The following is a 25353-nucleotide window of genomic DNA, read 5'->3' as shown; positions in this document are numbered from 1 at the left end:
CGGGGTCGCGTCACCAGTTCTGCGGGGTGCGGGAACCGGGGCGCCTGGAGTTCCGGCGCTGGCCGGGCACGGGCCGACGGCCGGTGTGGCGGACGGTGTGGGCCGGGATGCCGGGCTTCTGCTCCGCGGGGCTCCAGTCGGGCTTGCCCATGACCATCAGTGGGTCGAACATCACGACGACACCGGCCAGCAGCAGGAAGGCCAGCGGGCCGATCATCAGGGGGGCCAGCAGGGCCGCGGGTGAGTCCCCGGGCGGGGTGCTGGCGGCGCTGTGCAGATGGACGTCGAGGGCGGCCATGCCGGTGTAGTGCATACCGCTGACGGCGAGGCCCATGACGAGACTCGCGCCCACGCTCCACAGGAAGCCGCGGACCTGACCCGCCGCCCACAGGGCCGCGATCGCGGCGACGACGGCTATGACGACCGAGGCGGAAACGGTGAAGGTGTTGTACTCGAGCTTCCCGTTGAGTCGCATTCCGGCCATACCCAGGTAGTGCATCGAGGCGATGCCGAGGCCGGTGATGGTGCCCCCGGTGAACAGGGCCGTTCCGGAGGCTCCCTTGTAGCCGACGATGAAGATCCCTATGCCGACCATGACGATCGCGACGCCGAGACTCGCGAACGTCGTCAGTTTGTCGTAGCGGACCGGGGTTTCCTGGACGGAGAAACCCATCATCGCGATGAAGTGCATGGTCCATATGCCGGAACCGATCGCCGCCGAACCGAGGGCGAGCCAGCCTGGCCGCCAGGAGCGGGTGACGAGCATCGATCTCGTGGTGCAGCGCAGGCCCAGCGCTCCACCGAGGCAGGCCATCAGGTACGCCGCCAGCGGCGTGACGAGTCCGTAGCTGAATCCGTCGACCGTGCCCTGCATGCGCGGTTGCCCTTCCGCCCTGTTGAGTCCCGGAAATTCGTGAGATGCCCCCGTCCCAGGACCGCCACGGCGGTCAGGGTTGACGGAGAGAGTATGACTCGCCCCGGAACGCTCGAACGATTTTCCGGCAAAGAATCACGGCCTTGCCCCACTTGTGCGGCACGCGTGATCGGACATGGGCAACTCCATTCAATCTGTGGCCATCCTGCACCCCCCTACTGTTGACCCTCTGCTGTCACTCTAGGACGGTCCGTGAACACAGACGCAAGGAGTACGCATGCACGCGCGCGCTGCCGCCGCCACGACCACCGCGCTCCTGGGAGCCGCTGTCCTTGTTCTTCCCGCATCCACCGCCCACGCCGCGCCGGACACCGACCGGACTGAGGTCATCGCCCACCGCGGCGCCTCGGCCTACGCTCCCGAGAACACCCTGGCCGCCATCGACAAGGCCGCCGACCTCGGGTTCCGCTGGGTCGAGAACGACGTCCAGCGCACCAAGGACGGCCAACTCGTGGTCATCCACGACGACAGCCTGAACCGCACGACCAACGTCGAGGAGGTCTTCCCCGGGCGGGCCCCCTGGAAGGTCAAGGACTTCACCGCCAAGGAGATCGCGCGCCTGGACGCGGGCAGCTGGTTCAGCTCCCGGTACGCGGGCGCGCGCGTACCGACCCTCAAGCAGTACATGAACCGGGTTTCACGCAATCACCAGAAACTCGTCCTGGAGATCAAGAATCCCGCGCTCTACCCGGGCATCGAGCGACAGACCCTCAAGGTCCTCAGCAACGAGGGCTGGCTGGGTCCGACCCACGTACGGAGCAAGCTGGTCGTGCAGAGTTTCAGCGCGGACAGCATTCGGGCCGTGCACACGCTGCGGCCCGACATCAAGACGGGCTTCCTGGGTACGCCGTCGATCGCGGAGCTGCCCGCGTACGCGCAGTTCGCCGACCAGATCAACTCGTCGCACACGACGATCTCCCTCAGCTACGTCACCGCGATCCACGCGCTCGCCGGACCGCACGGCAGGCCACTGGAGATCTTCACCTGGACCGTCGACACCGCGGAGGACACCCGGCGCGTCGCGGGCTTCGGTGTGGACGGCGTCATCACGAACAAGCCTGACGTGGTGCGCAAGGCGCTGAACGAGGGCTGACCCCGCCTTCACCAGCTCTCGCCGGTGGCACGGACGCTCGCATGCGTCCGTGCCACCGGCGTTGTCAGTGGTGCGCCGTACCGTGGAGCGCATGGACAGCCATGGGCAGAACGAGCAGCAGGTGGTGTGGGCCGTCGTCGACAGCGACATCGGTCCGCTGCTGCTGGCAGCGACCGGCGAAGGCCTGGTCAGCGTCGGTTTCCACGCCACGGACGCGGTGCGCGACAAGGCGCTCGACCGGCTCGCGTCCCGATTCGGCACCGAGCCCGTCGAGGCACCGGAGTCCCCGCTCCTGGCCGAGGCGATACGTCAGATGGCGGCGTACTTCGCGGGCGGGCGCAAGGACTTCGAGCTGCCGCTGGACTGGTCCCTGATCTCCGGCTTCAACCGCCAGGTGCTGCGCGAGCTGGCATCCGGCGTTCCGTTCGGGTCTGTGGTCGGGTACGGCGACCTGGCCCGGCGGGTCGGCCAGCCGGGTGCGGCCCAGGCCGTGGGCATGGCCATGGGCGCCAATCCGCTGCCGGTCGTCGTGCCGTGCCACCGGGTGGTGGAGAGTGACGGCGGCATCGGCGGGTTCGGGGGCGGCCTGGAGACCAAGCGGAAGCTGCTGGCGCTGGAAGGGGTGCTGCCGGAGCCGTTGTTCTGAGGGTGCCTCGGTGCTGATGATGCCTTCGGGCTGAAGCTGCCTCCGTGCCGAGGGGTGCCTCGAAGCGCTCGGCCGTGGGGTCGCTGTTGTCGTGAAGGTGTCCTGAGCTCAGGACCAGGGGGAGGATGCGCCGGTGACCACATCGATCACGCACGGGGATGTGTCCGAAACGGTGCGGTTCGCAGCGGCGGGCTGGGTAGGCGCGTTCAGTTGTACTGCCGCTGGGCGCTGCCGGTGACGGCCGTCGAGCGACCGGTCGCCGGACCTGTCGACGCGGAGGCACTGCCGGCCCTGCGTCGCCGGATATCCGCCGTTCTCGTCGCCAGTCAGATCCTCGGCGGGCTGGGTGTGGCCACCGGTATCGCGCTCGCGGTCGTACTGGCCCAGGAGGTCGCCGGCACCGAGTCGCTGGCCGGGCTGGCACCCACCGCGACGGTCACGGGGACGGCCGTGCTCTCCGTGCCGCTCGCCGCACTGATGACCGCGCGCGGCCGCCGGCCGGGGCTCGTGCTGGCGTACCTCATCGGAGCATTGGGCGCGGGGACCGTCATGGTCGGCGCGGCGATGAACAACTTTCCGCTGCTGCTGCTCGGCATGGCGGGCTTCGGCGCGGCCTCGTCCGCGAATCTGCAGGCGCGCTTCGCGGCAGCGGACCTGGCCGAGCCGGAGCGGCGGGCCCGCGCCATCTCGAACGTCGTGTGGGCCACGACGATCGGCGCGGTCCTCGGCCCCAACATCGCCGCGCCCGCCGGTCGCAGCGTCTCCGGACTCGGCATACCGGAGGCGGCGGGCCCCTTCCTCTGGGCGGCCGGAGTCTTCCTCATATCGGCGCTCCTGGTCGCGGTGCTGCTGCGGCCCGACCCGCTGCTCACCGCGCGTGCGCTGGCGCCGGTCGAGGATCAGGCCCCCGCCGCACGTTCCATACGGGCGGGGGCGGCCGCCGTCCGGGCGTCGCCGCGGGCCCGGCTGGCCCTCGTGACCGTGGCCGTCTCGCACACGGCGATGGTGTCGGTCATGTCGATGACACCGGTCGATCTCGGTCACCACGGCGCGAGCATCGATCTGATCGGGCTGGTCATCAGCATCCACATCGCGGGCATGTACGCGTTCTCGCCCGTCATGGGCCGGCTTTCCGACCGGCTCGGGCGGCCGGCGGTGATCGGCATCGCCGTGGGGCTGCTGGCCTGCGCGGCGCTGCTGGCCGGCACCGCGGGCGCCAGTCACACGCAGACCGCCGCCGGGCTCTTCCTGCTGGGTCTCGGCTGGTCGGCCGGTCTGGTCTCCGGCTCCGCGCTCCTGACGGACTCCGTGCCGCAACCCGCACGTGCCGCCGCACAGGGCCTGTCCGACCTGACCATGAACACCGCGGCGGGTCTCGGCGGGGCGGCGGCCGGCCTCGTCGTCGCCCAGGCGAGCTACGGCTGGCTGAATCTCGTGGCCGCCTGTCTGCTGCTGCCGCTCGGCGCGCTGGCGCTGTTCACCCGAGGCCGGCCCGCCACATCCTGACGAACCCACAGAGACCCGCGCGAAGGCTGGCCGGAACGGTGCGGCGGTAGCAGACTCCGCCATGCGCACAGCCACTGGCATCCGAAATCACGGGGCCGAAGGGACGGCGATCACGTATGAGCGGGAACAGGGCAGTCGCGTATCTCAAGCCGGGCGCGGTGGAAGTCAGGACCATCGACTACCCGACGCTCGAACTGCAGGACGGGCCAGGGGTGGCATCCGCGAACATCGGCCGCAAGTGCCGGCACGGAGTCATCCTCAAAGTGCTCGCCAGCAACATCTGTGGCAGCGACCAGCACATGGTGCGCGGCCGTACGACAGCGCCCGAAGGGCTCGTTCTCGGGCACGAAATCACCGGGGAGGTCGTGGAGCGAGGCCCGGACGTCGAGTTCGTCGAGGTCGGGGACATCGTCTCGGTGCCGTTCAACATCGCATGCGGACGGTGCCGCAACTGCAAGGAACGCAAGACCGGCATCTGTCTGAACGTCAACCCGGCCCGCCCCGGGGCGGCCTACGGCTATGTCGACATGGGCGGCTGGGTCGGCGGCCAGGCGGAGTACGCCATGGTCCCGTACGCGGACTTCAACCTGCTGCGGTTCCCGGACCGGGACCAGGCGCGCGAGAAGCTCCTCGATCTGACCATGCTGTCGGACATCTTCCCGACCGGGTTCCACGGCGCGGTGACCGCGGGTGCCGGGGTCGGCTCGACGGTGTACGTCGCCGGGGCGGGGCCGGTCGGTCTCGCGGCCGCGGCGTCGGCGCAGTTGCTGGGCGCCGCCGTCGTCATCGTCGGCGACCTGAACGACGAACGTCTCGCGCAGGCCAGGAGTTTCGGCTGCGAGACGGTCGACGTCAGCCGGGGCGACGTGGGCGAGCAGATCGACCAGCTCCTGGGTGAACCGGAGGTGGACGTGGCCGTGGACGCGGTCGGTTTCGAGGCGCGGGCCCACGGTCCCGACGCCCCTGAGGCTCCCGCCACGGTCCTCAACTCGCTGATGGGCATCACGCGCGCGGGTGGCGCGCTCGGCATTCCGGGCCTGTACGTAACGGACGACCCCGGCGGGATCGACCAGGACGCGCGTACCGGGACGCTGAAGGTACGGCTCGGTCTGGGGTGGGCGAAGAGCCACCGCTTCACGACCGGTCAGTGTCCGGTGATGCAGTACCACCGGGGGCTGATGAAGGCGATCCTTCACGAGCGGGTGCACATCGCCAAGGCCGTCAACGCGACGGTGATCGGTCTGGAGGACGCTCCGCGCGGTTACGCCGAGTTCGATCAGGGCGCCAGCCGCAAGTACGTTCTCGATCCGCATGGGGCACTGAACGGAGCGAGGCCTGTCTGAGCCCCGGAGGCCAAAAGGGTGTCCACGCGCGCGTGGACACCCTTGCTCGTGCCTGGAAGCTACTCGTACCTGAGAGCTAGTCGTAGTGCCGCGCCTCGAAGACGTTCCCGTCCGGGTCCCGGAAGTAGAAGCTCCGCCTGGCCTTTCCGCGGGCGCCGTACGCGTCGTGGGTGAAGTCCGAGAGGGGGACGGCACGCTCCTCCAGGCGGGCGCGGAGCGCGTCGAAGTCCTCGCCCGGGAGGGACAGGCATACGTGGTTGACCGGGTGACCCGCGCTGGCGGCCGCGTCGCGGACGACGTCCATGCGGGGGGCCATCGTCAGGGGCGCGAGGTCGAAGATGGTCTCCTCGTTGAGGCGCACGGAGGGGAAGGACACCTTCCCCGCGGCGAACTCGGTGACCCTGATGGGCTCAAGGCCCAGCGCCTTCTCGTAGAAGTCGGCCGAGGCCACGGGGTCGCGTACCCAGAGGACGACATGGTCGAGACGTGTCGAGTTGTCCGTCATGGCCCCAGGCTGCTGCCCCGTTGTGCTGGTCGCAAGGGTTTGGCCGGGCGCGTCACCCGCCAGGGATGAGGGAGAACCGACAGACAGGAGGCACGCGCGTGCTGGTGGTTTCCGAAGAGGTACGGGAGGCGCTCGCCGCGGGGCGGCCCGTGGTGGCACTGGAGTCCACGATCATCGCGCACGGGCTGCCGCGTCCGCGCAATCTCCAGGTGGCACTGGAGCTGGAGGACGCCGTACGCCGGGAGGGTGCCGTTCCCGCGACGATCGCCGTGCTCGACGGGAAGCCCCGCGTGGGTCTCGACAAGGAGCAGCTGGAGCGGGTCGCCAACGAGGACGGCATCCGCAAGCTCGGGCATCGCGATCTGCCGCTCGCGGTCGCCGCGGGGGTCAGCGGCGCGACCACGGTGTCGGCGACCGCGCTGCTGGCCGCGCAGGCGGGCGTACGGGTGTTCGCGACGGGCGGGCTCGGCGGCGTACACCGGGAGTGGACGGTGACGCAGGACGAGTCCGCCGATCTGGGGCTCCTGGCACGGACCCGGATCACGGTGGTGTGCGCGGGGGTGAAGTCGATCCTGGATGTGCCGGCGACCCTGCAGCGGCTGGAGACGCTGGGCGTCGCGGTCGCCGGATACGCGACAGCGCACTTCCCCGGCTTCTATCTGTCCGACTCGGGTCACCCGGTGGACTGGACCCTGGAGTCGCCCGGCGAGGTCGCGGCCGTCATGCGCGCGCAGGACGCGCTCGACGGACCCGAGTCGGCGCTGATCGTCGCCAACCCGGTGCCGGAGGCGGAGCAGCTCGATCCCGAGCTCCACGCGCGCGTGCTCGCCGACGCGCTGAACGCGTGCGAGGCGGAGGGCGTGAGCGGCCAGGCGGTGACCCCGTTCCTCCTCGGCTACCTGGTGCGCCACACCGAAGGGGCGTCGCTGAGCGCCAATCTGGCGGCGGTACGCGGCAACGTGCGGCTCGCGGGACGGATCGCGGCGGCCTGGGCAGGCGCGTGACCGGGGCGAGCGGCCCCGGCGGGGCTCTCCTGGTTGTCGGCGACGTCGTCACGGACGTCGTCGCCCGGCACCGCGGGCCGCTCGCGGCCGGCACCGACACGGCCGCCGTCGTCCGGACCGTGCCGGGCGGCGCGGGCGCCAACGTCGCGTGCTGGGCGGCCCGCCGGGACGGCACGGAGGTCCGGCTGCTCGGCAAGGTGGGCATGGACTCCGCCGCGTGGCACGAGCGCGAGCTGGCCACTTCGGGAGTGCGCCCTCTCCTGGTCATCGACCCCGAGGCGCCGACCGGGACGGTGGTCTGCCTGGTGGACATGGGCGCTTCGGCGGAGCGCACCTTCCTCACGGACAGCGGTGCGGCCCTGCGGCTCACGCCCGGCGACTGGTCGGAGTCACTGCTCGACGGTGTCGCCCGGCTGCATCTGTCGGGCTATCTGTTCTTCTCCGAGTCGTGCCGTGCGCTGGTGACGGTTGCGGTGGAGTCGGCACGCGCGCGCGGGGTGCCGGTGAGCGTGGATCCGGCGTCGGCGGGATTCCTCACGGAACTGGGCGTGGACCGCTTCCTCGCGCTCACCGAGGGCGTCGACGTCCTGCTGCCCAGCCGGGACGAGGCCTGTCTGTTGACCGGTCTGCCCGATCCGGCGGACGCGGCGGCCAAGTTGAGCCGCCACGTCCCGCTGGTGGTGGTCAAACAGGGCGGGGCGGGAGCCCTGGTCGCCCGGTCGGGGGAGGTCCGAGCCCGGGTTCCGGCGGTGGCCGCGACCCCGGTCGACACCACGGGTGCCGGGGACGCCTTCACCGGAGCCTTCCTGGCCGCGCTCCTCGCGGGCACCCGCCCGGAGGAAGCCGCCGCGGAGGGGTGCCGGGCCGGGGCACGGGCGGTGGAACAGGTGGGCGGGAGGCCGACGACGAACGCGTAGGCCTCCCGGGCCCGCGGGCCGCCACGATCCGCCCCGGGCAGACCCGATCGATCCTGATCCGCCCCGGTCAGAACGGATCGACCCGGATCCGCCCCGGGTCGGCTACTGAGGCGTGAGCGTCCGAGGCTCGCGGCGGCGAGGCACGAGCCCTTCGACCCTCGCAGTGCGCTGCGCTCTCGCCGCGCACTGCTACACCTTGCGCCCCCACGCCGAGATCAGCGGCGCCGTGGCCAGGTCCATCCCGCCCGCGGCCACGTTCGCCAGGTGCCGGTCGATGTCCTGGTCCGTGGCGAGGCCCGCGGCGACGAGGCGGTCGCGGACCTGACGGATCGTCGCGGACTCCAGGGCACCACAGGCCGGCGAGGTGATCGGGAAGTACGCGTCGGCCTCGACCTGCCGCAGCCCGGCCTCGCGGAGCAGACGCGGAAGCCGGCGCCCGTACGCGAGGTCGGCGCCGTGCTCGGTGAGAAGTTCACGGAACCCGTGGCGCAGCCGGTTGGCCAACTGCTGTTCGGGGCCGCGCTCGTCGGGGCAGGCCAGCGGCTGGAGCGCCGGGTCGGCGTCCTCGACCAGGAGCCGCCCGCCGGGCCGCAGCGCTCTGATCATCGAGTGCAACGCCCGCTCCCTGTCCGCCACATGGACCAGGACGAGCCGGGCGTGCACGAGATCGAAGCCCTCCCCCGGCGGTTCGTCCACACCCACGTCATGGACGCGCAGCTCGATGGGCGGGCGGACGGCCGAGGTGGCCCAGGAGGTGTCGACGTCGGTCGCGACGACCTTGCCGGTGGGGCCGACCTTCTTGGCGAGCCAGGACACCACGGACGTGCCGCCCGCGCCGACCTCCCAGCAGCGCCAGCCGGATCCGATGCCGAACCGTTCGATGTGCCGGAACGTCGTGGGGTCGAAGAGAGCGGCGAGGGCGTCGAAACGCTGCCCCGCCTCGGTCTGCCGGTTGTCGAGGAGATACCCGTCGGTTCGCGTCATGCGCCGATCATCCCAGTTGTCCCGCTTGTCCGTGATGGTCGACGCTCCCCTATGTCAGCGCGTCGCGCTCGGCATACCGGCAGCCGTCGACGCCTCGTCAGTACCGGCCGAGATGGTGAATCCGGAGCGGAATGCTCCGTTCCCACAGGCTTACCCGGCCGTCAAAACATCCTGGCAGACTGGCCGCGGCAAGGCGCAGAGTGCGGCGCGAGGAGATCCACGCTAGGAGATCCAGATGTCCATGGCAGGGAATCTGCGGAAGGTGACGGGCCTGAGCAAGGTCGGCGGCCTCCGCAGGGTGGCACGGCTGACACGACGGCGCGCCCGTGTCGACCTGAGCCATCCCGCCCGGTCTCCGCTGGGCACCGCGGTGGTGAACTGCGTGGCGTACGAAGAGGGGTCGAGGGTCCCGGCCGGCCGCGATCTGGTCGAGACGGTGCAGCGGGTCCGCAAGGCCGACGGCGGATTCGTCTGGCTCGGTCTGCACGAGCCGACGGAAGTGGAGTTCGCGGGCATCGCCGAGCTGTTCGACCTCCACCCGCTGGCGGTCGAGGACGCGGTGGACGCCCACCAGCGCCCGAAGCTGGAGCGGTACGGCGACACGCTGTTCGCGGTGTTCAAGACGGTCTGCTACGTCGATCACACCGAACTGACCGCGACCAGCGAGGTGGTGAACACCGGCGAGATCATGGTGTTCGTCGGCCAGGACTTCGTGGTCACCGTGCGACACGGCAGGCACGGTTCACTCGGCCCGCTGCGCGAGGAGCTGGAGGCCCGCCCCGAGCAGCTCGCCAAGGGCCCGGCCGCGGTGCTGCACGCGATCGCGGACCATGTGGTGGACGACTATCTGCACGTCACGGACTCGGTGCAGGAGGACATCGACCAGGTCGAGACGGACGTGTTCGCCGCGAACGGCGCGCGGGCCGACCCCGGGCGCATCTACCAGCTCAAGCGTGAACTCCTTGAGCTGAAGCGGGCGGTGGTCCCGCTGGGCCGTCCCATCATGGATCTCGCCACCCGGCCGATCCGGGTGATCGACCCGGAGATACAGACGTACTTCCGAGACGTCTCCGACCACCAGCTGCGGGCCGCCGAGCAGATAGCCGCGTTCGACGAACTGCTCAACTCGATTCTGCAGGCGCATCTCGCCCAGGTCAGCGTCGCGCAGAACGAGGACATGCGGAAGATCACGGCATGGGCGGCGCTGATCGCCGTGCCGACGATGGTCTGCGGGGTCTACGGCATGAACTTCGACTACATGCCGGAGCTGCACTGGAAGTTCGGCTACGGCCTGGCCGTCGGCGTGATCGCCATCGCGTGCTTCACGCTCTACAGGGGGTTCAAGCGCAACGGCTGGCTGTGACACCGCTCGTCCGGCGCGCGTGGCCGGACGAGCGCGTGTCCCGGTCGTGCCGTGGGGACCTCGGGGTCAGCGTGCCGCGCTCTTCGCGTAGACGCTCTCGGCCCAGCCCGCGAGTTGTTCGTCCGTCAGGTGCGCGGCCAGGTCGGCCTCGCTGATCATCCCGACCAGGCGCTTGTTCTCGATCACAGGAAGGCGGCGGATCTGGTGCCCCTGCATCTCGCCGAGTACGTCGCTCACGTCGGCGCCCGCGTCGATCCAGCGCGGCGTGCCCTTGGCCATCTCCCCGCGGTGATGCGTGCCGGGTCATGGCCCATGGCCACGCAGCCGATCACGATGTCCCGGTCCGTGAGGATGCCGCAGAGCCGTTCGTTCTCGTCACTGATGGGCAGCGCGCCCACATTGAGCTCACGCATCAGCTGGGCGGCACGGTCCAGCGTCTCGTGAGCGGGGATCCACTGGGCGCCGCGGTGCATGATGTCTCCGGCGGTGGTCATGTAGTACCTCCCGGTGCCGGACGGCCGGCGCGGCGCGGGGAGGCACCGCTAGTCCCGGCGCCCTACATTCTCGCCGGGTACGGGGAGATACGCACCCGGAAGTTCGCGGCTCCGGTCCGACATCCCGGCCCGCCGCTCCCGTTCACCCGCGCGGCATCATGGGCAGGGTGCGACTCGAAGCGATCACCTGGGACCGGCTCGGCGACCTCCTCGCCGAGCGCCTGCTCGATCTGAAGCCGGCCGACGGCAGCCCCTGGCCGCGTATCGCCTTCGACGGGGCTCCCGCCGCCCGGCCCGGTGATCTCGCCGAACTCGTCGCCGAGGCCCTGCGCCTGCGCGGCCGGTCCGCACTCGTCGTCGGCACGGAGGACTTCCTGCGGCCCGCCTCCCTCCGGTTCGAGTACGGCCACCAGGACGTCGAGGCGTACTACGGCGGCTGGTTCGACACCGGCGCCCTGTGGCGCGAGGTCTTCGGCCCGCTGGAAGCCGGCGGCGACGGCCGTGTACTGCCCGATCTCTGGGACCCGGCCACCGACCGGGCAACCCGTAGCCCGTACGTCCAACTCCCGCCTGGTGCCGTGCTGTTGCTGCACGGTCCACTGCTGCTGCACCACTGGTTCCCGTTCGACCTCACCGTCCACGTACGCCTCTCACCGGCCGCGCTGCGCCGGCGTACCCCCGAGATCGAGCACTGGACGCTTCCCGCGTACGAGCGCTACGAGAGCGAGACGGCGCCGGGCGATGCGGCCGACGTCCTGGTGCGCGCGGACGACCCGCGCCACCCGGCGTGGAACGGCTGACCCGGGCAGGGCTTCCGTCTCGCGATTCTCACCCGAAAGGCTTTTATATGCACGCGCATATAGTTAGGCTGGCGGCATGACGATCTCCTTCGACGACTCGGTCCGTGAACTCCTCGACGGCAAGAACTTCGCCAGCGTCGCCACTCTCGGCCCCAGTGGCGCTCCCCAGAACTCGGTGGTCTGGTTCAAACGCGAGGGCGACACCGTCCTCTTCTCCTCGACCGACGGCCGGCAGAAGATCCGCAACCTCCGGCGCGACCCCCGGATCAGCATCTCGGTCTACGACCTCGCCAACCCCTACACCTCGGTGGAGATCCGCGGCACCGCCGAGATCCTCCCCGACGAGGGCAAACGCCTCCCGCACGAGCTCTCGCACAAGTACCTCGGGATCGACCCTCCCGCGGAGAAGGACGACCAGGTCCGCGTGATCGTCCGTGTCGTCCCCGAGCGGATCGTCGGATTCTCGGCGTGAACCGGATTCTCGGCGTGACCTGGACGGGCCGCCTCGCCGGGCGGGAATGACCCAGCCATGACGACCACGACAACTCCCCCTCCCCGCACCGGGCTTCTCGTCGTCCAGCCGGTCAAGCGGCGGCACTGTGCCGAGTGCCGGGGCGGGCCTCTCTCGTTGCTGGTGCTGGAGGAGGGGACGCCTCGGTGTCTCGACTGTGCCGACCTCGGGCATCTGGTGTTTCTGCCGCGGGGGGACACGGCGTTGACGCGGAGGTCGCGGGAGGGGAGCGCGCTGTCGGCAGTGGTCGTACGGTTCGACCGGCGGCGGGGCCGGTACGAGCGGCAGGGCGTGCTCGTCGAGGAGGCGGCGCTCGCGCGGGCCGAGGAGCGGTGCCTGGCGGACGCGGAGGCGCGGCGGCGGCGCCGGGCCCGGGACGCGCGGCGGCGGGCCGCGGAGGATCTGCGGTTCACGGACGCGTTCGCGAAGGAGATCCGGCGGCTGTTTCCCGGTTGTCCGCACGATCGGGCGTGCGCGATCGCCGGGCACGCCTCGGTGCGGGGCAGCGGACGCGTGGGCCGTAGCGCCGCCGGGCGCGCCCTGTCCGAGGGTGCGGTGACGTCGGCGGTGCGCGCCGCGGTCCGGCACACGGACACCCCCTACGACCAGCTGTTGATGAGCGGCGTCCCGCGCCATGAGGCCCGGCGTCGGATCGCTCCCGCAGTCGAGACGACACTCGCGGGGTGGCGCGCGGGCGGGGCACCGTGGGGGTGAGCGGGCAGCACACGGAAACCGCTACCTCTTCCGACCACCGGCCACCCAGCGTCCAGCGCCCGCCACTGCCACTGCTGCCACCGCCACCAGCACCAGCACCAGCACGGGCACGGGCACGGGCACGGGCACCGAGTGTCCGCGATCACGCCCCCAGCCACTCACCCGAACAGCTCTCAGCCATACCCCGACTCTCCGGTCACCCCCTCCCCGGGGTCCGCCCGGGACCCCGTCCTGAGACGACCGGACATGCTCCCGAGCCCCTCGGCCATGGTCACCCTTCTCGTACGGGATTTCACTTGTGGTGACAGGGAGTGCCGGGCAGGATCTTTGGGTTCGGGGTCGTCCGGACCGGCGGTTCTGGGAGCGGTGCGCGAGTTGTTGCCCAAGGGTTTTGCTTACGCGGGAGTTGCCATGATCGAGGGACCGTACTTCGTCATCACCTTGGTGGGGGTGCTCGGCACCGGGCTGGTGGCCGGTGTTTTCTGTGGGTTCTCGACGTTCGTGATGAAGGGGCTCGCCGCGCTGCCGCCGGCGCAGGGAGTCGCCGCCATGCAGGCGATCAACGTGACCGCGCTGATGCCGGCGTTCATGTTCGTGTTCATAGGTTCTGCAGTGATGTGTGCCGTGCTCGCGGTGGTCACCTTCGTGCTGTGGCCCGACGAGGGCACGGTGGCGATGCTGCTGGGCAGTGCGCTGTATCTGTTCGGCTGTTTCGGGGTCACGATCGCGGCGAACGTCCCACGCAACAACAAGCTGGCCACGATGGAGGCCGGTACGCCGGAGGCCGTCGCGTACTGGCCCACGTATGTGAGCGAGTGGTCGATGTGGAACCACGTCCGCACGGTCGCGTCGGCCGCCGCGTCGATCTCGTACGTACTGGCGCTGACCTGAGGCGTACCCGGTCGCGCTCGTCGGTCCATGTGGCCGCGCCCCTCGGTGGATGTGCCCGCGCACGTCCGAGGCGGGCGCGGCCACGGCGTCGTATCGTGGCGGGAGGAGTCTGCCGATAGGCCCTCGGCCCGTCGCCCGGACGATGGCGTCCGAGACGGAGACCGCAGGGGCCCCGTTCACGTACGTGAGGGAGACGGCCGTGGCCGATCCCAAGGGTTTCCTCAATGCCTCCCGCGAGGAGTGGCCGCGGCGCCCCATCGGGGAGCGGGTCCACGACTGGGACGAGGTGTACGTCCCGGGGGCTCTGCTGCCGATCATCCGCACGCAGGCCGACCGCTGCATGGACTGCGGTGTCCCGTTCTGCCACGAGGCCTGTCCGCTGGGCAATCTGATCCCCGAATGGAACGACCTGGTCTCGCGCGAGGACTGGCGGGCGGCGAGCGACCGGCTGCACGCGACGAACAACTTTCCCGAGTTCACCGGCCGGTTGTGCCCCGCGCCGTGCGAGGCGGGCTGCGTCCTGGCGATCAACCAGCCGGCGGTCACCATCAAGAACGTCGAGGTCGCCATCGCCGACCGGGCCTGGGAGGACGGGTTCGCGCCGCCGCGGCCGCCGGACCGGCTGTCCGGCAGGACGGTCGCGGTGATCGGCTCGGGGCCCACCGGGCTCGCCGCGGCGCAGCAGCTGACCCGGGCCGGGCACACGGTCGCCGTGTACGAGCGGGACGACCGGATCGGCGGGCTGATGCGGTACGGGATCCCCGAGTTCAAGATGGAGAAGCGGCATTTGGAACGGCGGGTCGCCCAGATGCGGGCGGAGGGAACGAAGTTCCGTACGTCGACAGCCGTCGGCCGGAACGTCGGGGCGGCCGAGTTGCGGGCCAGGTACGACGCGGTCGTCCTTGCCGTGGGTGCCACGGCCTGGCGTGAACTGCCGGTTCCCGGGCGGGAGTTGAGCGGCATCCATCAGGCGATGGAGTATCTGCCGCTGGCCAACCGGGTGTGCGAGGGGGATCTGGAGTCGTCACCGCTGTCGGCGGCGGGCAGGCATGTCGTGATCGTCGGCGGTGGTGACACGGGTGCCGACTGTCTGGGTACGGCGGTACGCGAGGGCGCGAGGTCCGTGACGCAGCTGGACATCTACGCGCAGCCGGGCGTGGAGCGCGACGAGGACGCCGACCCGTGGCCGGTGTACCCGAAGATCTACCGGCTGTCGGCGGCGCACGAGGAGGCCCGGGACCTGGAGACGGCGCCCGCGGCGGACGCGGACGCGCGGCTCTTCGCGGCGTCGACGCTCCGTTTCACCGGTGATGCGGCCGGTCGGGTGCGTTCGCTGCATCTCGTCGAGGTCGACGCGGAGCGCCGCCCGCGCCCCGGGAGCGGGCGGGTGCTCCCCGCAGACCTCGTGCTGCTCGCTCTCGGTTTCTCCGGGCCCGACCGCTCCGACGGCCTCGTCGATCAGCTCGGACTCGCGCTCGATCCCCGTGGCACGATCACCCGCGACGCGGACTTCGCGACGAACGTACCCGGCGTGTACGCCGCGGGGGATGCCGCGCGCGGCCAGTCCCTGATCGTGTGGGCGATCGCCGAGGGGCGGGCGGTGGCGGCGGCGGTGGACCGCCATCTGACGGGCACCTCTCAGCTGCCGGCGCCGATCGGGCCGTACGACCGCCCGATGACCGCGTAGCCACCGCGCAACCGGCGCCGCCGCTCATGCCCGCTGCTCGCCCCAGTTGCTCGGGCCCGCTCGCACCCGCCGCCCGCCGCTCGGCTCCCCCTCGTCAGCGTTCGTCCGTCCCCGCCATCTTCGCCGTCGCCAGGGCGACCCGGTTCCAGGTGTTGATCGCGAAGATCAGTGCCAGCACCTGAGCCAGTTCCTTTTCGTCGAACCGGGCAGCGGCCTCGGCGTAGACGTCGGCCGGGACGCCGCCGTCGGCGACAAGGGTCACCGCCTCCGTCAGAGCGAGGGCCGCGCGCTCCTTCTCGGTGAAGAAGTGCGGGGCCTCGCGCCACACGGCGACCATGTGCAGCCGGTCCTCGGACTCGCCGGCCTTGCGCGCGTCATTGGTGTGCATGTGGAGGCAGTACGCGCAGTGGTTGAGGTGCGAGGCGCGGATCTGGATCAGTTCGACGAGGGCCGGGTCGAGCCCCTCGCGGGCCGCGATGTCGAAGCCGACGAGGGCGCGGAACGCCTTGGGAGCGGCCTTCGCGAAGTTGATCCGGGCGTTGTCGGCCACTGCCGTCCCCTCCGAGGTCCTGGTGCCGGCGTGCGCCGCGTCTGCCGTCGTGTTCGTCGTCGTGTTCGTCGTCATGTGCGTCGTGTTCGTCGTCATGACTATGAATCTACGAGCCGGAAAGACCCCCTGTAGGGTGCATTTCTATGACAGATTCATGGGTCAATTCGGCGGAGCGCATCGGGGCCGACCTGCATCTGGAACTGTCAGGTCCGGGTGGCCGCCGCGCAGCTCTGATCCGCGCCCTGCGCGAGGCGGTCCGCAGCGGGCGCCTCGCCCCGGGCACCCGTCTCCCTCCGTACCGCTCGCTCGCCGCCGACCTGGGCGTGGCCCGCAACACGGTCGCCGACGCGTACGCCGAGCTCGTGGCCGAGGGCTGGCTGACCGCGCGGCAGGGTTCGGGCACCCTGGTCGCCGAGCGGGCCGAGCCGCTGGGCGCGCACGCGCGCGTACCCAAAAAGGCACCCCCACGCGCGCGTGGACCGCGCCACGACCTGCGGCAGGGCACGCCGGACGCTTCGTCGTTCCCGCGCGCCGCGTGGCTTGCCTCATACCGGCGGGCTCTGCGGCAGGCCCCCAACGAGGTGTTCGGGCCCGGTGATCCCGCCGGCCGGATCGAACTGCGGGTGGCGCTCACGGAGTACCTGGCACGCGCGCGTGGCGTCCGTACGGAGCCGGGGCGGATCGTGATCTGCTCGGGCTTCGCGCACGCCCTGCGGCTGCTGTTCCCCACGGTGCTGCGGGGCCCGCTGGCCGTCGAGTCGTACGGCCTCGCCTTCCACCGCGAGTTGCTGACGGCGGCGGGCGTACGGACCGTCCCCCTGCCGCTCGACGAGGACGGGGCCCAGGTCGACGGTCTGGGCAGGGAGCGGGCCGTACTGCTCACGCCCGCGCACCAGTTCCCGACCGGTGGACCGCTGCATCCCGCGCGGCGGGCCGCCGTGATCGACTGGGCACGCGCGCGTGGAGGGGTGATTCTGGAGGACGACTACGACGGCGAATTCCGCTACGACCGCAAGCCCGTGGGGGCCGTACAGGGCCTGGACCCGGAGCGGGTCGTCCACATCGGCTCGGTCAGCAAGAGCCTGTCGCCCGCGTTGCGGCTGGGCTGGATGGTCCTTCCGGAGCGGTACGTCGAGGGGGTCCTGGAGGTCAAGGGCGAGCGGGAGGCGTGGGCGAGCGTCCTGGACCAGCTGACGCTCGCGGACTTCGTCGCCTCGGGGTCGTACGACCGTCATGTGCGGCGGATGCGCCAGCGGTACCGGAGGCGGCGGGACCGGCTGGTCGACGCGCTCGCCGTGCACGCGCCGCATGTCGAGGTCACCGGGATCGCGGCCGGGCTCCACGCGGTGCTGCGGCTGCCGCCCGGAAGCGAGCAGTCCGCGGTGAAGGCCGCCGTGTGGCAGGGCCTCGCGCTGGACGGGCTCGCGGAGTTCCGGCACCCGGAGGCGGTCATGGCCGCGCCGGACGGTCTGGTCGTGGGCTACGCGACGCCTTCGGAGCATGCGTACGGGGCCGCGCTCGATGCGTTGTGCGCGGCGCTGCCGCCACCGTGAGTACTGGGTGAGGAGTGAGGCCACGGTCGTCGACCTGCGGGCCGAGGACCTGAGCGCCTCCCAGCCGGCCGGGCCGGGCAGGGCGGGTCTCGATGCCGTACGGCTGCCGATCCGGGACGGACAGACCCCGACGCCGCACCAGGTACGACGCTTCCTGAGCGTCGTGGGCGCGGCCCCGGGGCCGGTGTTCGTGCACTGTGGGGCGGGTGTGGGCCGTACGGGGACGATGGCCGAGGCGTATCTCGTGCAGGCCGGGCAGGAGTCCCCGTCGGCGGCGGTCCGGCGCAATCTCGCGGTCGGACCGCCTTCGATAGAGCAGATCTGTTACGCGCTGAGCCTCGGCCAGGACCGCGCCGAGCAGCCGCCTTTCCCGATCGTGGCGGTGAGCCGGCTGGTGGACGCGCCTCGGCGCATGTGGTCCTGGTGGTGAATCGACTGGGTCACTGGATCAACTGAATGCCAAGGTAGGAAGCACGTGGGACAAGTGGAGGCGGATCAAGGAACGGCCGGTCGGCGGCCTCAGGAGAGCAGGAAGTCGGCCTCCCCCGCCTTGGCTCCCTGGATGAACGCGGTCATCTCGCCGGGGGTGTAGATGAGGGCGGGCCCGTCCGGATCCGCCGACTGACGGACCGCGATCCGGCCGTCGGAGAGCTTCATCGCCTCCAGGCAGTTGCCGCCGTTGCCACCGCTCCACGGCTTGTGCCAGCCCTCGCTGCCCAGTTCCCTGGCGGGCATGCCGTTGTAGATCCGCGCGTTGCGTATCCGGGTCTTGATGCGATCCATTCACAGCTCCTTGCGGAGATCCAACAGGATCTCCTTCGTGCGATGTGCCGTGGCGGCCTGCGCCGCCATGCGGTCCATGACCTCGAGATGGGTTGCCACCTCGGTACGTCCGTCCAGGTAGACGGCGCCGGTCAGGTACTCGCTGTAGACCATGTCCGGAAGTTCGGGCATGGCAAAGCGGAACAGCACGAAGGGCCCGTACGTGCCCGCGTGCGGCCCCGAGGAGAAGGGGGCGATCTGCAGTGTCACGTTGGGCAGCTTCGTGGCCTCGAGCAGCCTGTCGATCTGGGCGCGCATGACCTCGGGGCCGCCGACGGGGCGGCGCACGGCGGTCTCGTCCATCACGGCCCAGAACCGGGGCGCGCCCTCGCGCGTCAGCAGCTCCTGGCGTTGCATGCGCAGCGCCACATGGCGCTCGATGTCCTCGGGTCTGGTCTGGCCGATGGCGCCGGATTCCATGACGCCACGCGCGTACTCCTCGGTCTGCAGCACTCCTGGAACGAAGTGGGGTTCGTACGAGCGGATGAGGACGGCCGCGCCCTCCAGGCTCACGTACATCGAGAACCAGCCCGGCAGGATGTCGTGGAAGCGCTGCCACCAGCCCGGCTGGTTCGCCTCCTCGGCCAGGGCGACGAAGGCCTCGGCCTCTTCGTCGGAGACGCCGTACGACTTCAGCAGGAGCTGGAGGTACGGGATTTTGAGCGCTACCTCGGCCATCTCCATGCGGCGGACGGTGGCGGAGGTGACGCGCAGGATGCGCGCTGCCTCCTCGCGCTTGAGCCCCGCGCGTTCCCGCAGGTCAAGCAGGCGCCGTCCGAGGACGACCTGCCCGACCGTCGGCGCGGACCGCGGCTCGCTCACGTCCACCTCCACTTTGTCCGGACAGCCCGGGCGGCGCCCGTTCGGGCCCCTGAACGGGTACCCAACTGACGCCGCGCCACGTGCTGTTGCGAGCAGTGTGCCACGGCCATAGGACGCGGAACACTGCACTCTGCAATTTTCAGAGTGACACTTGCCAAGTGTTCACGACGGGGAGATAGTGGCAAGCGTGATTCCGTCCGCGCCGTTAGGAACAGACGCAGCCGAAGACCGGTCCGGTCTCGGTGCCGCCGCTGGGGCTTGCCCCGAGACGGCCGCCGAGCGCCGGTTCCGCTTCGAGCTGGCCGCTCATCCGGGCTCCGCAGCACAGGCCCGGCATCTGACGCGTGCCCGGCTCTCGGGCTGGTCGGTCTGTGAGGACACGTGCGACACGGCGGAGCTCGTCGTCTCCGAACTGGTCACCAACGCCATAGTGCACACGGCGAGCCGCCATGTGGTGTGCGAGCTGCACGACGGCGGTGACCTGGTACGGATAGCCGTCCGTGACGAGGGATGTGCGCCGGGTGAGCCCCACCCGTCGCCACAGCGTCCCGAGGAGGAGCACGGGAGGGGACTGCTTCTCGTCGCGGCGATGTGCACAGCCTGGGGCGCCCAGGAGACCGGTCCCGGACTGCTGGTCTGGGCCGAACTGCCGCGCTCGGCGAACAACGGCGCCGAGCCGCGGTCGGACCTGGGCTGGAGTGCGAGGAGCCGGCCGGCCCCAGCCGGCTCCTCGCCGACCGGGGAACACGCGCACGCGAAGCCGAACGGCTCGCAGCCGCCCCCGGCCGGGCACGACTGGTAGTGACCTGAATCGTTCCAGTCGGCTTCCCGGCTGGTGCGGCGACAGCCGTTTCCGGATGGTTCGGAAAAATTGGAGAACGGACGGGGGCTGAATGGGTGTGAGGGCGATGTCGGCCGGTGCGCCACGGGTGCTGAACCTGGACACGCTGGTCCGCCTGGAGCGCGGCCTGCGGACGACGTCCGGGACCGGCCCTTCGCGGCGGCTGACCGTGCCGGAGGGCATGCGGGCGCCGCTGGGCTGTGACGCGGTGGCCATGCCCGCGAGACTCGGCCCGCTGCTGATGCCTCGCCTGCCGCGCGTCGGCTGTGTGTACGCCGACAGCACGCACTGGTGGTGGCTCGTGCCCTCCGACTCCGACGTCGCCCTGGAGTGGCCGGCGCCCGCGCACTACGCCACGGGGGCGCTCGTACCCGCCTCGCCAGGCCTCCCCGGACTCATCCACAAACCTGGCGGCACGCTTCCCTACACACCGCCGATCCCGCTCTATCTGGCGCTGTGCCGGTTGACGGGGACTCCCCCGGCCTGGACGAGGCCGGTCAGCGCGTGAGCGCTCCGCCGGGGTGCGCTGCATTCGTCTGCGGTTAGTCGTGGGCTGGTCGCGCCCCGCGGCGGAGCCGCTCATGTCACAGCCCCGCGCCCCTTCGGGGCGCGCCCCCACAGCGCGCGGCCGTAAGCGCCCGGGCGTGCTCCGGTTACGCCGTGGCGGACCGGGCGCGCGCCCTGCCCGATGGCGTCCCGCGCCGCGATAGTGGCCGTTCGTCCACGATCGGGGGAGGTCACCGGTGGGACCGGCGGAATCTGCGGGATCTGCGAAGAAGACCGGGCGGAGAAGCACTAAGAAGACCGGGCCGACGGGATCCGTGAAGGCGGGGTCCGCGAAGACGGGATCCGTGAACGGGAAACCCGGCGCGGCCGAGCCCGGGCCGTCCGGGCCCGAGCCGTCCGGGCCCGAGCCGTCCGAGTCCGAGCGGCTGCTCTTCGGCGGCCCGTTGCGCTACGACATGGGCTGGTCGCAGCACTCCGACGCGTTTCTGGAGCTGAACTTCCGGGCCATGGTGACGCGGCTGCCCACGCTGCTGGGCTCAAGTTTCCGGCTCGCCTGGCAGGCGGACCGGCGGGCGGCACGGATCGTGGTGGGTGCGGAGGTGGTCCGCGGCCTGGCCCAGGCGGTGAGCCTGCTGGCCGTCAACAGCGTCCTGGGGCGCCTGATGGCGACCGGCCCCGTGGAGGACCGGCTGCGCGACGCGGTGCCCGCGCTCGTCGTCGTCGCCGTCGTGATGCTGGTCGCCGCACTGCTGCGAGCCGCCTCGACATACGCCACGGGCCGCCTCGAACCGAAGGTCGAGCGCGTCGCGACGGAGCTGTATCTGGAGCGGGCGGCGGCCGTCGAGCTGTCCGCGATCGAGGACGAGGCCTTCCACAAGCTGCTGGACACGGCACAGTACGGCGCCTCGTCCGCCCGGCGAATGATCAGGATCGCCACGCGCGTGGTGAACGCGGGGATCTCGCTGATCGCGGCGGCCGGCGTTCTGACGGTGCTGCACGTGGCACTGCTGCCGCTGCTGGTGACGATGACGCTGCCGAGCGCGTGGAGCGCGCTGACCATGGCGCGGCGCCGCTACACGTCGTTCCACGCCTGGGTGCAGCACGCCCGGGCCGGCCAGCTGATCAGCGGTCTGCTCACCGAGCCCGCCGCGGCACCCGAGATCCGCGTCCACGGGGTCGGCCCCTTCCTGCTGCGGCACTTCCGCGCGATGTCGGAGTCCGCCGAGGCGGAACAGGCCCGGCTGGCCCGACTGGGGGCACGGACCGGACTGATCGCGGCCGCCTGGACGGGCCTCGCGACCGTGGCGACGTACGCGACGCTCGGCGGACTGCTGCTGGCCGGTGCGATGGCGCTGTCCGTGGCGGGCACGGCGGTGATCGCGATCCGTACGGGCTCCGGGAATCTCGACACGCTCGTCCTGGAGGTCAACAGCCTCCATGAGGAAGCCCTGTTCGTCGGGGATCTTCAACGTCTGTACGTGGAGGCGGCCGAGCGCGCGATCCCGGTGGGCGGGGAGCCGCTGCCCGAGGAGCCGTGCGAGATCCGCTTCGAGAACGTCACGTTCACCTATCCGGGCAGTGCGGCCCGCCCCGCGCTCTCCGACCTGACGCTCAGCGTGCCGCTCGGCAAGATCGTGGCGCTGGTCGGGGAGAACGGCTCCGGGAAGACCACTCTGGTCAAGCTGTTGTCGGGCCTGTACGCGCCGCAGCGGGGCCGGATCCTGTGGGACGGCGTGGACGCGGCGACCGTCGACCGGCACCAACTCGCCGAGCGCATCGCGATGGTGGCGCAGGACTTCAAGAGGTGGCCGTTCACCGCCCGGGTGAACGTCGCGATCGGCCGGACGTCCGCGCCGCTCACCGACGAGCGGCTGCGCACGTCCGTCATCGAGGCGGGTGCCGAGGAAGTGGTGGCCGATCTGCCGCGCGGCATGGACACGCTGCTGGCCCGTATGTTCAGCGGCGGCCACGAGTTGTCGGGCGGCCAGTGGCAGCGGCTCGGTATCGCGCGGGCGGCATACCGCAGGGGCGCGATCCTGGTCGTGGACGAGCCGACCGCGGCTCTCGACGCCCGTGCCGAGCTGGAGGTCTTCGAGAAGATCCGGGCCCTCGCGGGTACCGGTCAGACGGTCATCCTCATCACACACCGCCTCGCGTCGGTGCGCCACGCCGACCTGGTACACGTCCTCGACCAGGGCCGGCTCGTGGAGTCGGGCACTCCGGACGAGCTGCTGTCCTCGGGTGGGGTCTACGCCGAGCTGTACTCGCTCCAGGCGGAGCAGTTCGCCCCCAAGGTGCCGGCGCCCAAGGCCGGATGAAGGGTCGGCTGAAGATCGCTGCGCCTCACGCCGGGTGAGGCCCTCGGCCGCGGCGGCCGGCCCGGCTCACTCGGCGAGTTCCCGCACGACCACCAGGAAGGCGTCCGTCGACAGATCCATCACGACCTCGACGTGCTGCCCCTCAAGGCGGCGCGCCTGCGCGAACTCCTCGGCCGGCCACGAACCACGCGGCCCACCGGCGGGAAAGCGCTCCAGCACCGTTCGCCCGTTCACCACGTTGCACCTCCATGTAGCGCTGCTCTCCCGAGACCTCTTGAGAGCCCTTGAAGAGTTAAACGCCAAACATGGGGTGGACGTCTCGCGAAGTGACGTTACTGAGACGTAGCTGACACGCGGTCATCACACCTTGTGAAACACCTCTCAGGCCGTACCGGCCCTCTGTACGGCCCTTCGCCTGGCCATTTGCAGGCTTTTCGCGTGGCATTTGTGCCACGGCCGGACCCGGTCCCCGTCCGGCCCGATTCAGTCCTCGTACTCGTCGTGGTACCGGATGCGCTCGCTGCCCGCGGGCGCGCCCAGTGCCGACGCGCGCCCCTGCGGCTGCTCCCACTCCTCCTGCCGGCCGAGGGCGGTGAGGTCCAGGAGACTCGTGGTGGAGCCCAGTCCGTCGAGTCCGCGCTCGTACGTCGAGTACGTGTGGAAGATCCGCTCACGGTCGCGGAGGAAACAGCTCAGCCCGGGCCGTTCGTACGGATCGTGGCTCTGGCCGCCGGCGCTGCTGTCGTGGCCCTCGAACGACACCTGGAAGTCGTGGTTGAAGTCGTTGCCGAACGACGAGTACCAGGGCACCGTCCAGCCCATCCGCGCCTTGAAGGGCAGGATCTTCGTGTACGGCGCCCTGGAGACCACCGCGAACTCGGTTCCCCGAGCGTGCAGATGCGCGAGGTGCCCGATCTGGTCGACGAACCCCGAGCAGCTGCGGCAGCCCGCGTCCCACTCGGGCGCGAACATGAAGTGGTAGACGACGAGTTGATCTCGCCCTTCGAAGAGGTCGAACAGCGTCGCCTTGCCGTCCCCGCCCTCGAAGACGTACTCCTTGTCGATCTCGACCATGGGCAGTCGCCGTCGCTCGGCGTTCAGCGCGTCACGCGCGCGGGTCGCTGCTTTCTCCCTGACCAGCAGTTCCTCGCGTGCGCCGCGCCACTCGTCGCGCGACACGATCCGCGGAAGCGTCATTGGCCCCTCCTCCGGTGCGGTGCTTTCCCTGGGTGGACCGGAGGGAGGAGCGGAACTCATCGGTGGGGCACGGAATTTCTTTGTTCAGTGCCTCAGTACGTCACCGGAAGCGTGAGCAGGCCCCGGGCTCGGAGGGACGGTCGCCACCGGAGGTCGCCCGGGTCGCCGTCGAGTTGCAGGTCGGGGAGGCGTTCCAGGAGGGCGGCCAGGGCGATCTCCGTCTCCAGTCGGGCCAGTGGCGCGCCGAGGCAGTAGTGGATGCCGTGTCCGAGCGCGAGATGTCCGGTGGCGTCGCGCCCGAGGTCGAACCGGTCGGCGTGCGGGAAGCGGCGGGGGTCGCGGTTGGCGGCGGCCAGGGACAGCAGGACCGTCTCGCCCGCCGGGACGGTGACGTCGCCGATCGTCACGTCCTCCCGCGGGAAGCGGCGGATGGCCAGCAGGGCGGGTCCGTCGTAGCGGACGAACTCCTCGACGGCGGCCGGGAGCCGGGTGGGGTCCGCGCGGAGAGCGGCCAGTTGGCCGGGGTGCTGGAGCAACGCGAGGACCGCGGTGCCGATGAGCTGCACCGTGTTCTCGTATCCCGCGAAGAGGATGAGGAAGGCGAGCGACATCAACTCGTCCTCGGTGAGCCGGCTGTTCCCCGCGCTGTCGCTCTCGTCCCTGACCGCGATGAGGTCGGAGAGCAGGTCGTCGGCGGGCTCTTTCCGCTTGTCCGCGAGGAGTTGGGTGAAGAAGCCGAGCATCGCCACGACGGCCTCTCTGGCGGCCTGCGGCCTGGCCGGGTCCGGCGCGACGAGCACATCCGTCCAGGCCCGGAAGTCGCGGCGGTGCTCGTGCGGCACGCCGAGCAGGTCGCAGATGACGGTGATGGGAAGCGGCGCGGCATAGGCGGCGATCAGGTCCGTACCGCCGTGCGGACCACCGTTCGTACCCAGTGCGTCGAGGAGCCGGTCGGCGGTCCGCCTGATGGGGGCGCGCAGTTGCTCGACGCGGCGCGTTGTGAAAGCCCGGCCGACCAGGCGGCGGATGCGGGTGTGGTCGGGCGGGTCCATGTTGAGAAGGTTCGCGTCCAGGGCGGGCGGCAGAGCAAATCCCTTGTACCCACCGGGCAGCGCATGCCGCTTGTCCAGCGAGAGAAGCGGATCCGCCAGGGCCTCGCGTACGTCGTCGTAGCGCGTGACCAGCCAGGCGGGGCTGCCGTCGGGGCCGGTGACGCGGTGCACGGGTGCGGTGTCGCGCAGCCGGTCGTAGACGGCGTACGGGTGAGTGAGGAGGCCGTCGGTGAGGAGGTCCTGGTCAGTGGACATGGGACCACCCTAAGCGCCCCTTTAAGGGGCGCGGGGAACTGCGC

At 70.9% G+C, this 25353-nt stretch carries 26 protein-coding genes and 1 pseudogene; 17 read left to right on the top strand and 10 right to left on the bottom strand.

Translation table 11 applies throughout. The features are described from left to right. Positions 1–10: 10 nt before the first annotated feature. A complete protein-coding gene (locus OG718_RS39615) occupies positions 11–874 on the bottom strand; it encodes an MHYT domain-containing protein (protein WP_143637522.1) in 864 nt (287 codons plus the stop codon). A gap of 277 nt (positions 875–1151) precedes the next feature. On the opposite strand from OG718_RS39615, the gene OG718_RS39610 reads away from it, so the two are divergent. The 4 genes from OG718_RS39610 to fdhA all read left to right on the top strand — a co-directional run bounded on the left by OG718_RS39610 (position 1152) and on the right by fdhA (position 5522). Next, positions 1152–2027, top strand: a complete 876-nt coding sequence (locus tag OG718_RS39610; RefSeq protein WP_328846471.1) for a glycerophosphodiester phosphodiesterase — start codon at positions 1152–1154, stop codon at positions 2025–2027. Between the two features lie 91 nt (positions 2028–2118). After that, entirely contained in the window at positions 2119–2673 is a 555-nt protein-coding gene (locus OG718_RS39605) for a methylated-DNA--[protein]-cysteine S-methyltransferase (RefSeq protein ID WP_328846470.1), read from the top strand. A gap of 234 nt (positions 2674–2907) precedes the next feature. Further along, on the top strand, positions 2908–4179 hold the full coding sequence (locus tag OG718_RS39600) for an MFS transporter (protein WP_328846469.1): 1272 nt from the start codon (positions 2908–2910) through the stop codon (positions 4177–4179). Between the two features lie 116 nt (positions 4180–4295). Continuing rightward, a complete protein-coding gene (gene fdhA / locus OG718_RS39595) occupies positions 4296–5522 on the top strand; it encodes a formaldehyde dehydrogenase, glutathione-independent (protein ID WP_143637530.1) in 1227 nt (408 codons plus the stop codon). A 76-nt stretch (positions 5523–5598) separates the two neighbouring features. Here fdhA and OG718_RS39590 read toward each other — a convergent pair whose 3' ends face one another. Next, entirely contained in the window at positions 5599–6027 is a 429-nt protein-coding gene (locus OG718_RS39590) for a VOC family protein (RefSeq protein ID WP_143637531.1), read from the bottom strand. Between the two features lie 98 nt (positions 6028–6125). Between OG718_RS39590 and OG718_RS39585 the strand changes: the two genes are divergently transcribed. Together OG718_RS39585 and OG718_RS39580 are read left to right on the top strand one after the other, a co-directional pair. After that, complete coding sequence (locus tag OG718_RS39585; protein WP_143637535.1) at positions 6126–7031, top strand: pseudouridine-5'-phosphate glycosidase; 906 nt, start codon at positions 6126–6128, stop codon at positions 7029–7031. Further along, positions 7028–7948, top strand: coding sequence for a carbohydrate kinase family protein (locus OG718_RS39580; RefSeq protein ID WP_143637537.1), 921 nt, complete (start codon positions 7028–7030; stop codon positions 7946–7948). Before OG718_RS39585 ends, OG718_RS39580 begins: the two co-directional genes overlap by 4 nt. 189 nt (positions 7949–8137) lie before the next feature. Here the strand turns inward: OG718_RS39580 and OG718_RS39575 are convergent, their stop codons facing one another. Then, positions 8138–8932, bottom strand: a complete 795-nt coding sequence (locus OG718_RS39575) for a methyltransferase domain-containing protein (RefSeq protein WP_143637540.1) — start codon at positions 8930–8932, stop codon at positions 8138–8140. Positions 8933–9167: 235 nt separating this feature from the next. Here OG718_RS39575 and OG718_RS39570 point away from each other — a divergent pair, with 235 nt between their 5' ends. Then, complete coding sequence (locus OG718_RS39570; RefSeq protein WP_143637542.1) at positions 9168–10295, top strand: magnesium and cobalt transport protein CorA; 1128 nt, start codon at positions 9168–9170, stop codon at positions 10293–10295. A 66-nt stretch (positions 10296–10361) separates the two neighbouring features. Here OG718_RS39570 and OG718_RS39565 read toward each other — a convergent pair. After that, positions 10362–10789, bottom strand: a pseudogene (locus OG718_RS39565) (CBS domain-containing protein). Between the two features lie 158 nt (positions 10790–10947). Here OG718_RS39565 and OG718_RS39560 point away from each other — a divergent pair. From OG718_RS39560 to OG718_RS39540, 5 genes are all read left to right on the top strand, one after another. Next, a complete protein-coding gene (locus OG718_RS39560) occupies positions 10948–11589 on the top strand; it encodes a uridine kinase (protein WP_328846468.1) in 642 nt (213 codons plus the stop codon). 76 nt (positions 11590–11665) lie between these two features. Next, on the top strand, positions 11666–12061 hold the full coding sequence (locus OG718_RS39555; RefSeq protein WP_328846467.1) for a PPOX class F420-dependent oxidoreductase: 396 nt from the start codon (positions 11666–11668) through the stop codon (positions 12059–12061). A 57-nt stretch (positions 12062–12118) separates the two neighbouring features. Then, a complete protein-coding gene (locus OG718_RS39550) occupies positions 12119–12814 on the top strand; it encodes a DUF2293 domain-containing protein (protein WP_328846466.1) in 696 nt (231 codons plus the stop codon). 411 nt (positions 12815–13225) lie between these two features. Next, positions 13226–13705, top strand: coding sequence for an anthrone oxygenase family protein (locus OG718_RS39545; protein ID WP_328846465.1), 480 nt, complete (start codon positions 13226–13228; stop codon positions 13703–13705). Positions 13706–13904: 199 nt separating this feature from the next. Then, on the top strand, positions 13905–15392 hold the full coding sequence (locus tag OG718_RS39540) for a glutamate synthase subunit beta (protein ID WP_328846464.1): 1488 nt from the start codon (positions 13905–13907) through the stop codon (positions 15390–15392). 94 nt (positions 15393–15486) lie between these two features. Here OG718_RS39540 and OG718_RS39535 read toward each other — a convergent pair whose 3' ends face one another. Beyond that, complete coding sequence (locus OG718_RS39535; RefSeq protein WP_186001177.1) at positions 15487–16038, bottom strand: carboxymuconolactone decarboxylase family protein; 552 nt, start codon at positions 16036–16038, stop codon at positions 15487–15489. Positions 16039–16085: 47 nt separating this feature from the next. Between OG718_RS39535 and pdxR the strand changes: the two genes are divergently transcribed. Together pdxR and OG718_RS39525 are read left to right on the top strand one after the other, a co-directional pair. Beyond that, positions 16086–17495: a MocR-like pyridoxine biosynthesis transcription factor PdxR gene (pdxR, locus tag OG718_RS39530; protein ID WP_328846463.1), complete on the top strand. Its 1410-nt coding sequence runs from the start codon at positions 16086–16088 to the stop codon at positions 17493–17495. Positions 17496–17502: 7 nt separating this feature from the next. Continuing rightward, positions 17503–17925: a fused DSP-PTPase phosphatase/NAD kinase-like protein gene (locus tag OG718_RS39525; RefSeq protein ID WP_328846462.1), complete on the top strand. Its 423-nt coding sequence runs from the start codon at positions 17503–17505 to the stop codon at positions 17923–17925. Between the two features lie 89 nt (positions 17926–18014). On the opposite strand, the gene OG718_RS39520 is transcribed toward OG718_RS39525, so the two are convergent. Together OG718_RS39520 and OG718_RS39515 are read right to left on the bottom strand one after the other, a co-directional pair. Further along, the gene (locus OG718_RS39520) at positions 18015–18278 is read right to left on the bottom strand and encodes a DUF397 domain-containing protein (RefSeq protein ID WP_055616070.1); all 264 of its coding nucleotides are present in this window, start codon (positions 18276–18278) and stop codon (positions 18015–18017) included. Further along, entirely contained in the window at positions 18279–19139 is an 861-nt protein-coding gene (locus OG718_RS39515) for a helix-turn-helix domain-containing protein (protein ID WP_143637567.1), read from the bottom strand. A 178-nt stretch (positions 19140–19317) separates the two neighbouring features. Here OG718_RS39515 and OG718_RS39510 point away from each other — a divergent pair, with 178 nt between their 5' ends. The 3 genes from OG718_RS39510 to OG718_RS39500 all read left to right on the top strand — a co-directional run bounded on the left by OG718_RS39510 (position 19318) and on the right by OG718_RS39500 (position 22805). Continuing rightward, positions 19318–19941, top strand: coding sequence for an ATP-binding protein (locus OG718_RS39510; protein WP_143637570.1), 624 nt, complete (start codon positions 19318–19320; stop codon positions 19939–19941). A 106-nt stretch (positions 19942–20047) separates the two neighbouring features. Continuing rightward, positions 20048–20488, top strand: coding sequence for a hypothetical protein (locus tag OG718_RS39505; RefSeq protein ID WP_328846461.1), 441 nt, complete (start codon positions 20048–20050; stop codon positions 20486–20488). A 454-nt stretch (positions 20489–20942) separates the two neighbouring features. Continuing rightward, positions 20943–22805, top strand: a complete 1863-nt coding sequence (locus tag OG718_RS39500; protein WP_328847910.1) for an ABC transporter ATP-binding protein — start codon at positions 20943–20945, stop codon at positions 22803–22805. A 66-nt stretch (positions 22806–22871) separates the two neighbouring features. Here OG718_RS39500 and OG718_RS39495 read toward each other — a convergent pair whose 3' ends face one another. The 3 genes from OG718_RS39495 to OG718_RS39485 all read right to left on the bottom strand — a co-directional run bounded on the left by OG718_RS39495 (position 22872) and on the right by OG718_RS39485 (position 25309). After that, positions 22872–23042, bottom strand: a complete 171-nt coding sequence (locus OG718_RS39495; protein WP_186001198.1) for a hypothetical protein — start codon at positions 23040–23042, stop codon at positions 22872–22874. A gap of 246 nt (positions 23043–23288) precedes the next feature. Continuing rightward, positions 23289–24002, bottom strand: coding sequence for a DUF899 domain-containing protein (locus OG718_RS39490; RefSeq protein ID WP_143637576.1), 714 nt, complete (start codon positions 24000–24002; stop codon positions 23289–23291). Between the two features lie 92 nt (positions 24003–24094). Then, entirely contained in the window at positions 24095–25309 is a 1215-nt protein-coding gene (locus tag OG718_RS39485; RefSeq protein WP_328846460.1) for a cytochrome P450 family protein, read from the bottom strand. Between the last annotated feature and the right edge of the window lie 44 nt (positions 25310–25353).

The sequence above is a fragment of the Streptomyces sp. NBC_00258 genome (genome assembly GCF_036182465.1).
Taxonomy (GTDB): Bacteria; Actinomycetota; Actinomycetes; order Streptomycetales; family Streptomycetaceae; genus Streptomyces.
This window is presented reverse-complemented; position numbering and strand designations above follow the sequence as displayed.

Excerpts from the sequence above, each read along its gene's own strand:
- pdxR (WP_328846463.1), top strand. The coding sequence starts at position 16,086 with ATGACAGATTCATGGGTCAATTCGGCGGAGCGCATCGGGGCCGACCTG.
- OG718_RS39575 (WP_143637540.1), bottom strand. The coding sequence starts at position 8,932 with ATGACGCGAACCGACGGGTATCTCCTCGACAACCGGCAGACCGAGGCG.
- OG718_RS39500 (WP_328847910.1), top strand. The coding sequence starts at position 20,943 with ATGGGCTGGTCGCAGCACTCCGACGCGTTTCTGGAGCTGAACTTCCGG.
- fdhA (WP_143637530.1), top strand. The coding sequence starts at position 4,296 with ATGAGCGGGAACAGGGCAGTCGCGTATCTCAAGCCGGGCGCGGTGGAA.
- OG718_RS39505 (WP_328846461.1), top strand. The coding sequence starts at position 20,048 with ATGTCGGCCGGTGCGCCACGGGTGCTGAACCTGGACACGCTGGTCCGC.
- OG718_RS39520 (WP_055616070.1), bottom strand. The coding sequence starts at position 18,278 with ATGGATCGCATCAAGACCCGGATACGCAACGCGCGGATCTACAACGGC.
- OG718_RS39590 (WP_143637531.1), bottom strand. The coding sequence starts at position 6,027 with ATGACGGACAACTCGACACGTCTCGACCATGTCGTCCTCTGGGTACGC.
- OG718_RS39610 (WP_328846471.1), top strand. The coding sequence starts at position 1,152 with ATGCACGCGCGCGCTGCCGCCGCCACGACCACCGCGCTCCTGGGAGCC.
- OG718_RS39490 (WP_143637576.1), bottom strand. The coding sequence starts at position 24,002 with ATGACGCTTCCGCGGATCGTGTCGCGCGACGAGTGGCGCGGCGCACGC.
- OG718_RS39570 (WP_143637542.1), top strand. The coding sequence starts at position 9,168 with ATGTCCATGGCAGGGAATCTGCGGAAGGTGACGGGCCTGAGCAAGGTC.
- OG718_RS39535 (WP_186001177.1), bottom strand. The coding sequence starts at position 16,038 with ATGACGACGAACACGACGCACATGACGACGAACACGACGACGAACACG.
- OG718_RS39485 (WP_328846460.1), bottom strand. The coding sequence starts at position 25,309 with ATGTCCACTGACCAGGACCTCCTCACCGACGGCCTCCTCACTCACCCG.
- OG718_RS39545 (WP_328846465.1), top strand. The coding sequence starts at position 13,226 with ATGATCGAGGGACCGTACTTCGTCATCACCTTGGTGGGGGTGCTCGGC.
- OG718_RS39605 (WP_328846470.1), top strand. The coding sequence starts at position 2,119 with ATGGACAGCCATGGGCAGAACGAGCAGCAGGTGGTGTGGGCCGTCGTC.
- OG718_RS39560 (WP_328846468.1), top strand. The coding sequence starts at position 10,948 with ATGGGCAGGGTGCGACTCGAAGCGATCACCTGGGACCGGCTCGGCGAC.
- OG718_RS39615 (WP_143637522.1), bottom strand. The coding sequence starts at position 874 with ATGCAGGGCACGGTCGACGGATTCAGCTACGGACTCGTCACGCCGCTG.
- OG718_RS39555 (WP_328846467.1), top strand. The coding sequence starts at position 11,666 with ATGACGATCTCCTTCGACGACTCGGTCCGTGAACTCCTCGACGGCAAG.
- OG718_RS39550 (WP_328846466.1), top strand. The coding sequence starts at position 12,119 with ATGACGACCACGACAACTCCCCCTCCCCGCACCGGGCTTCTCGTCGTC.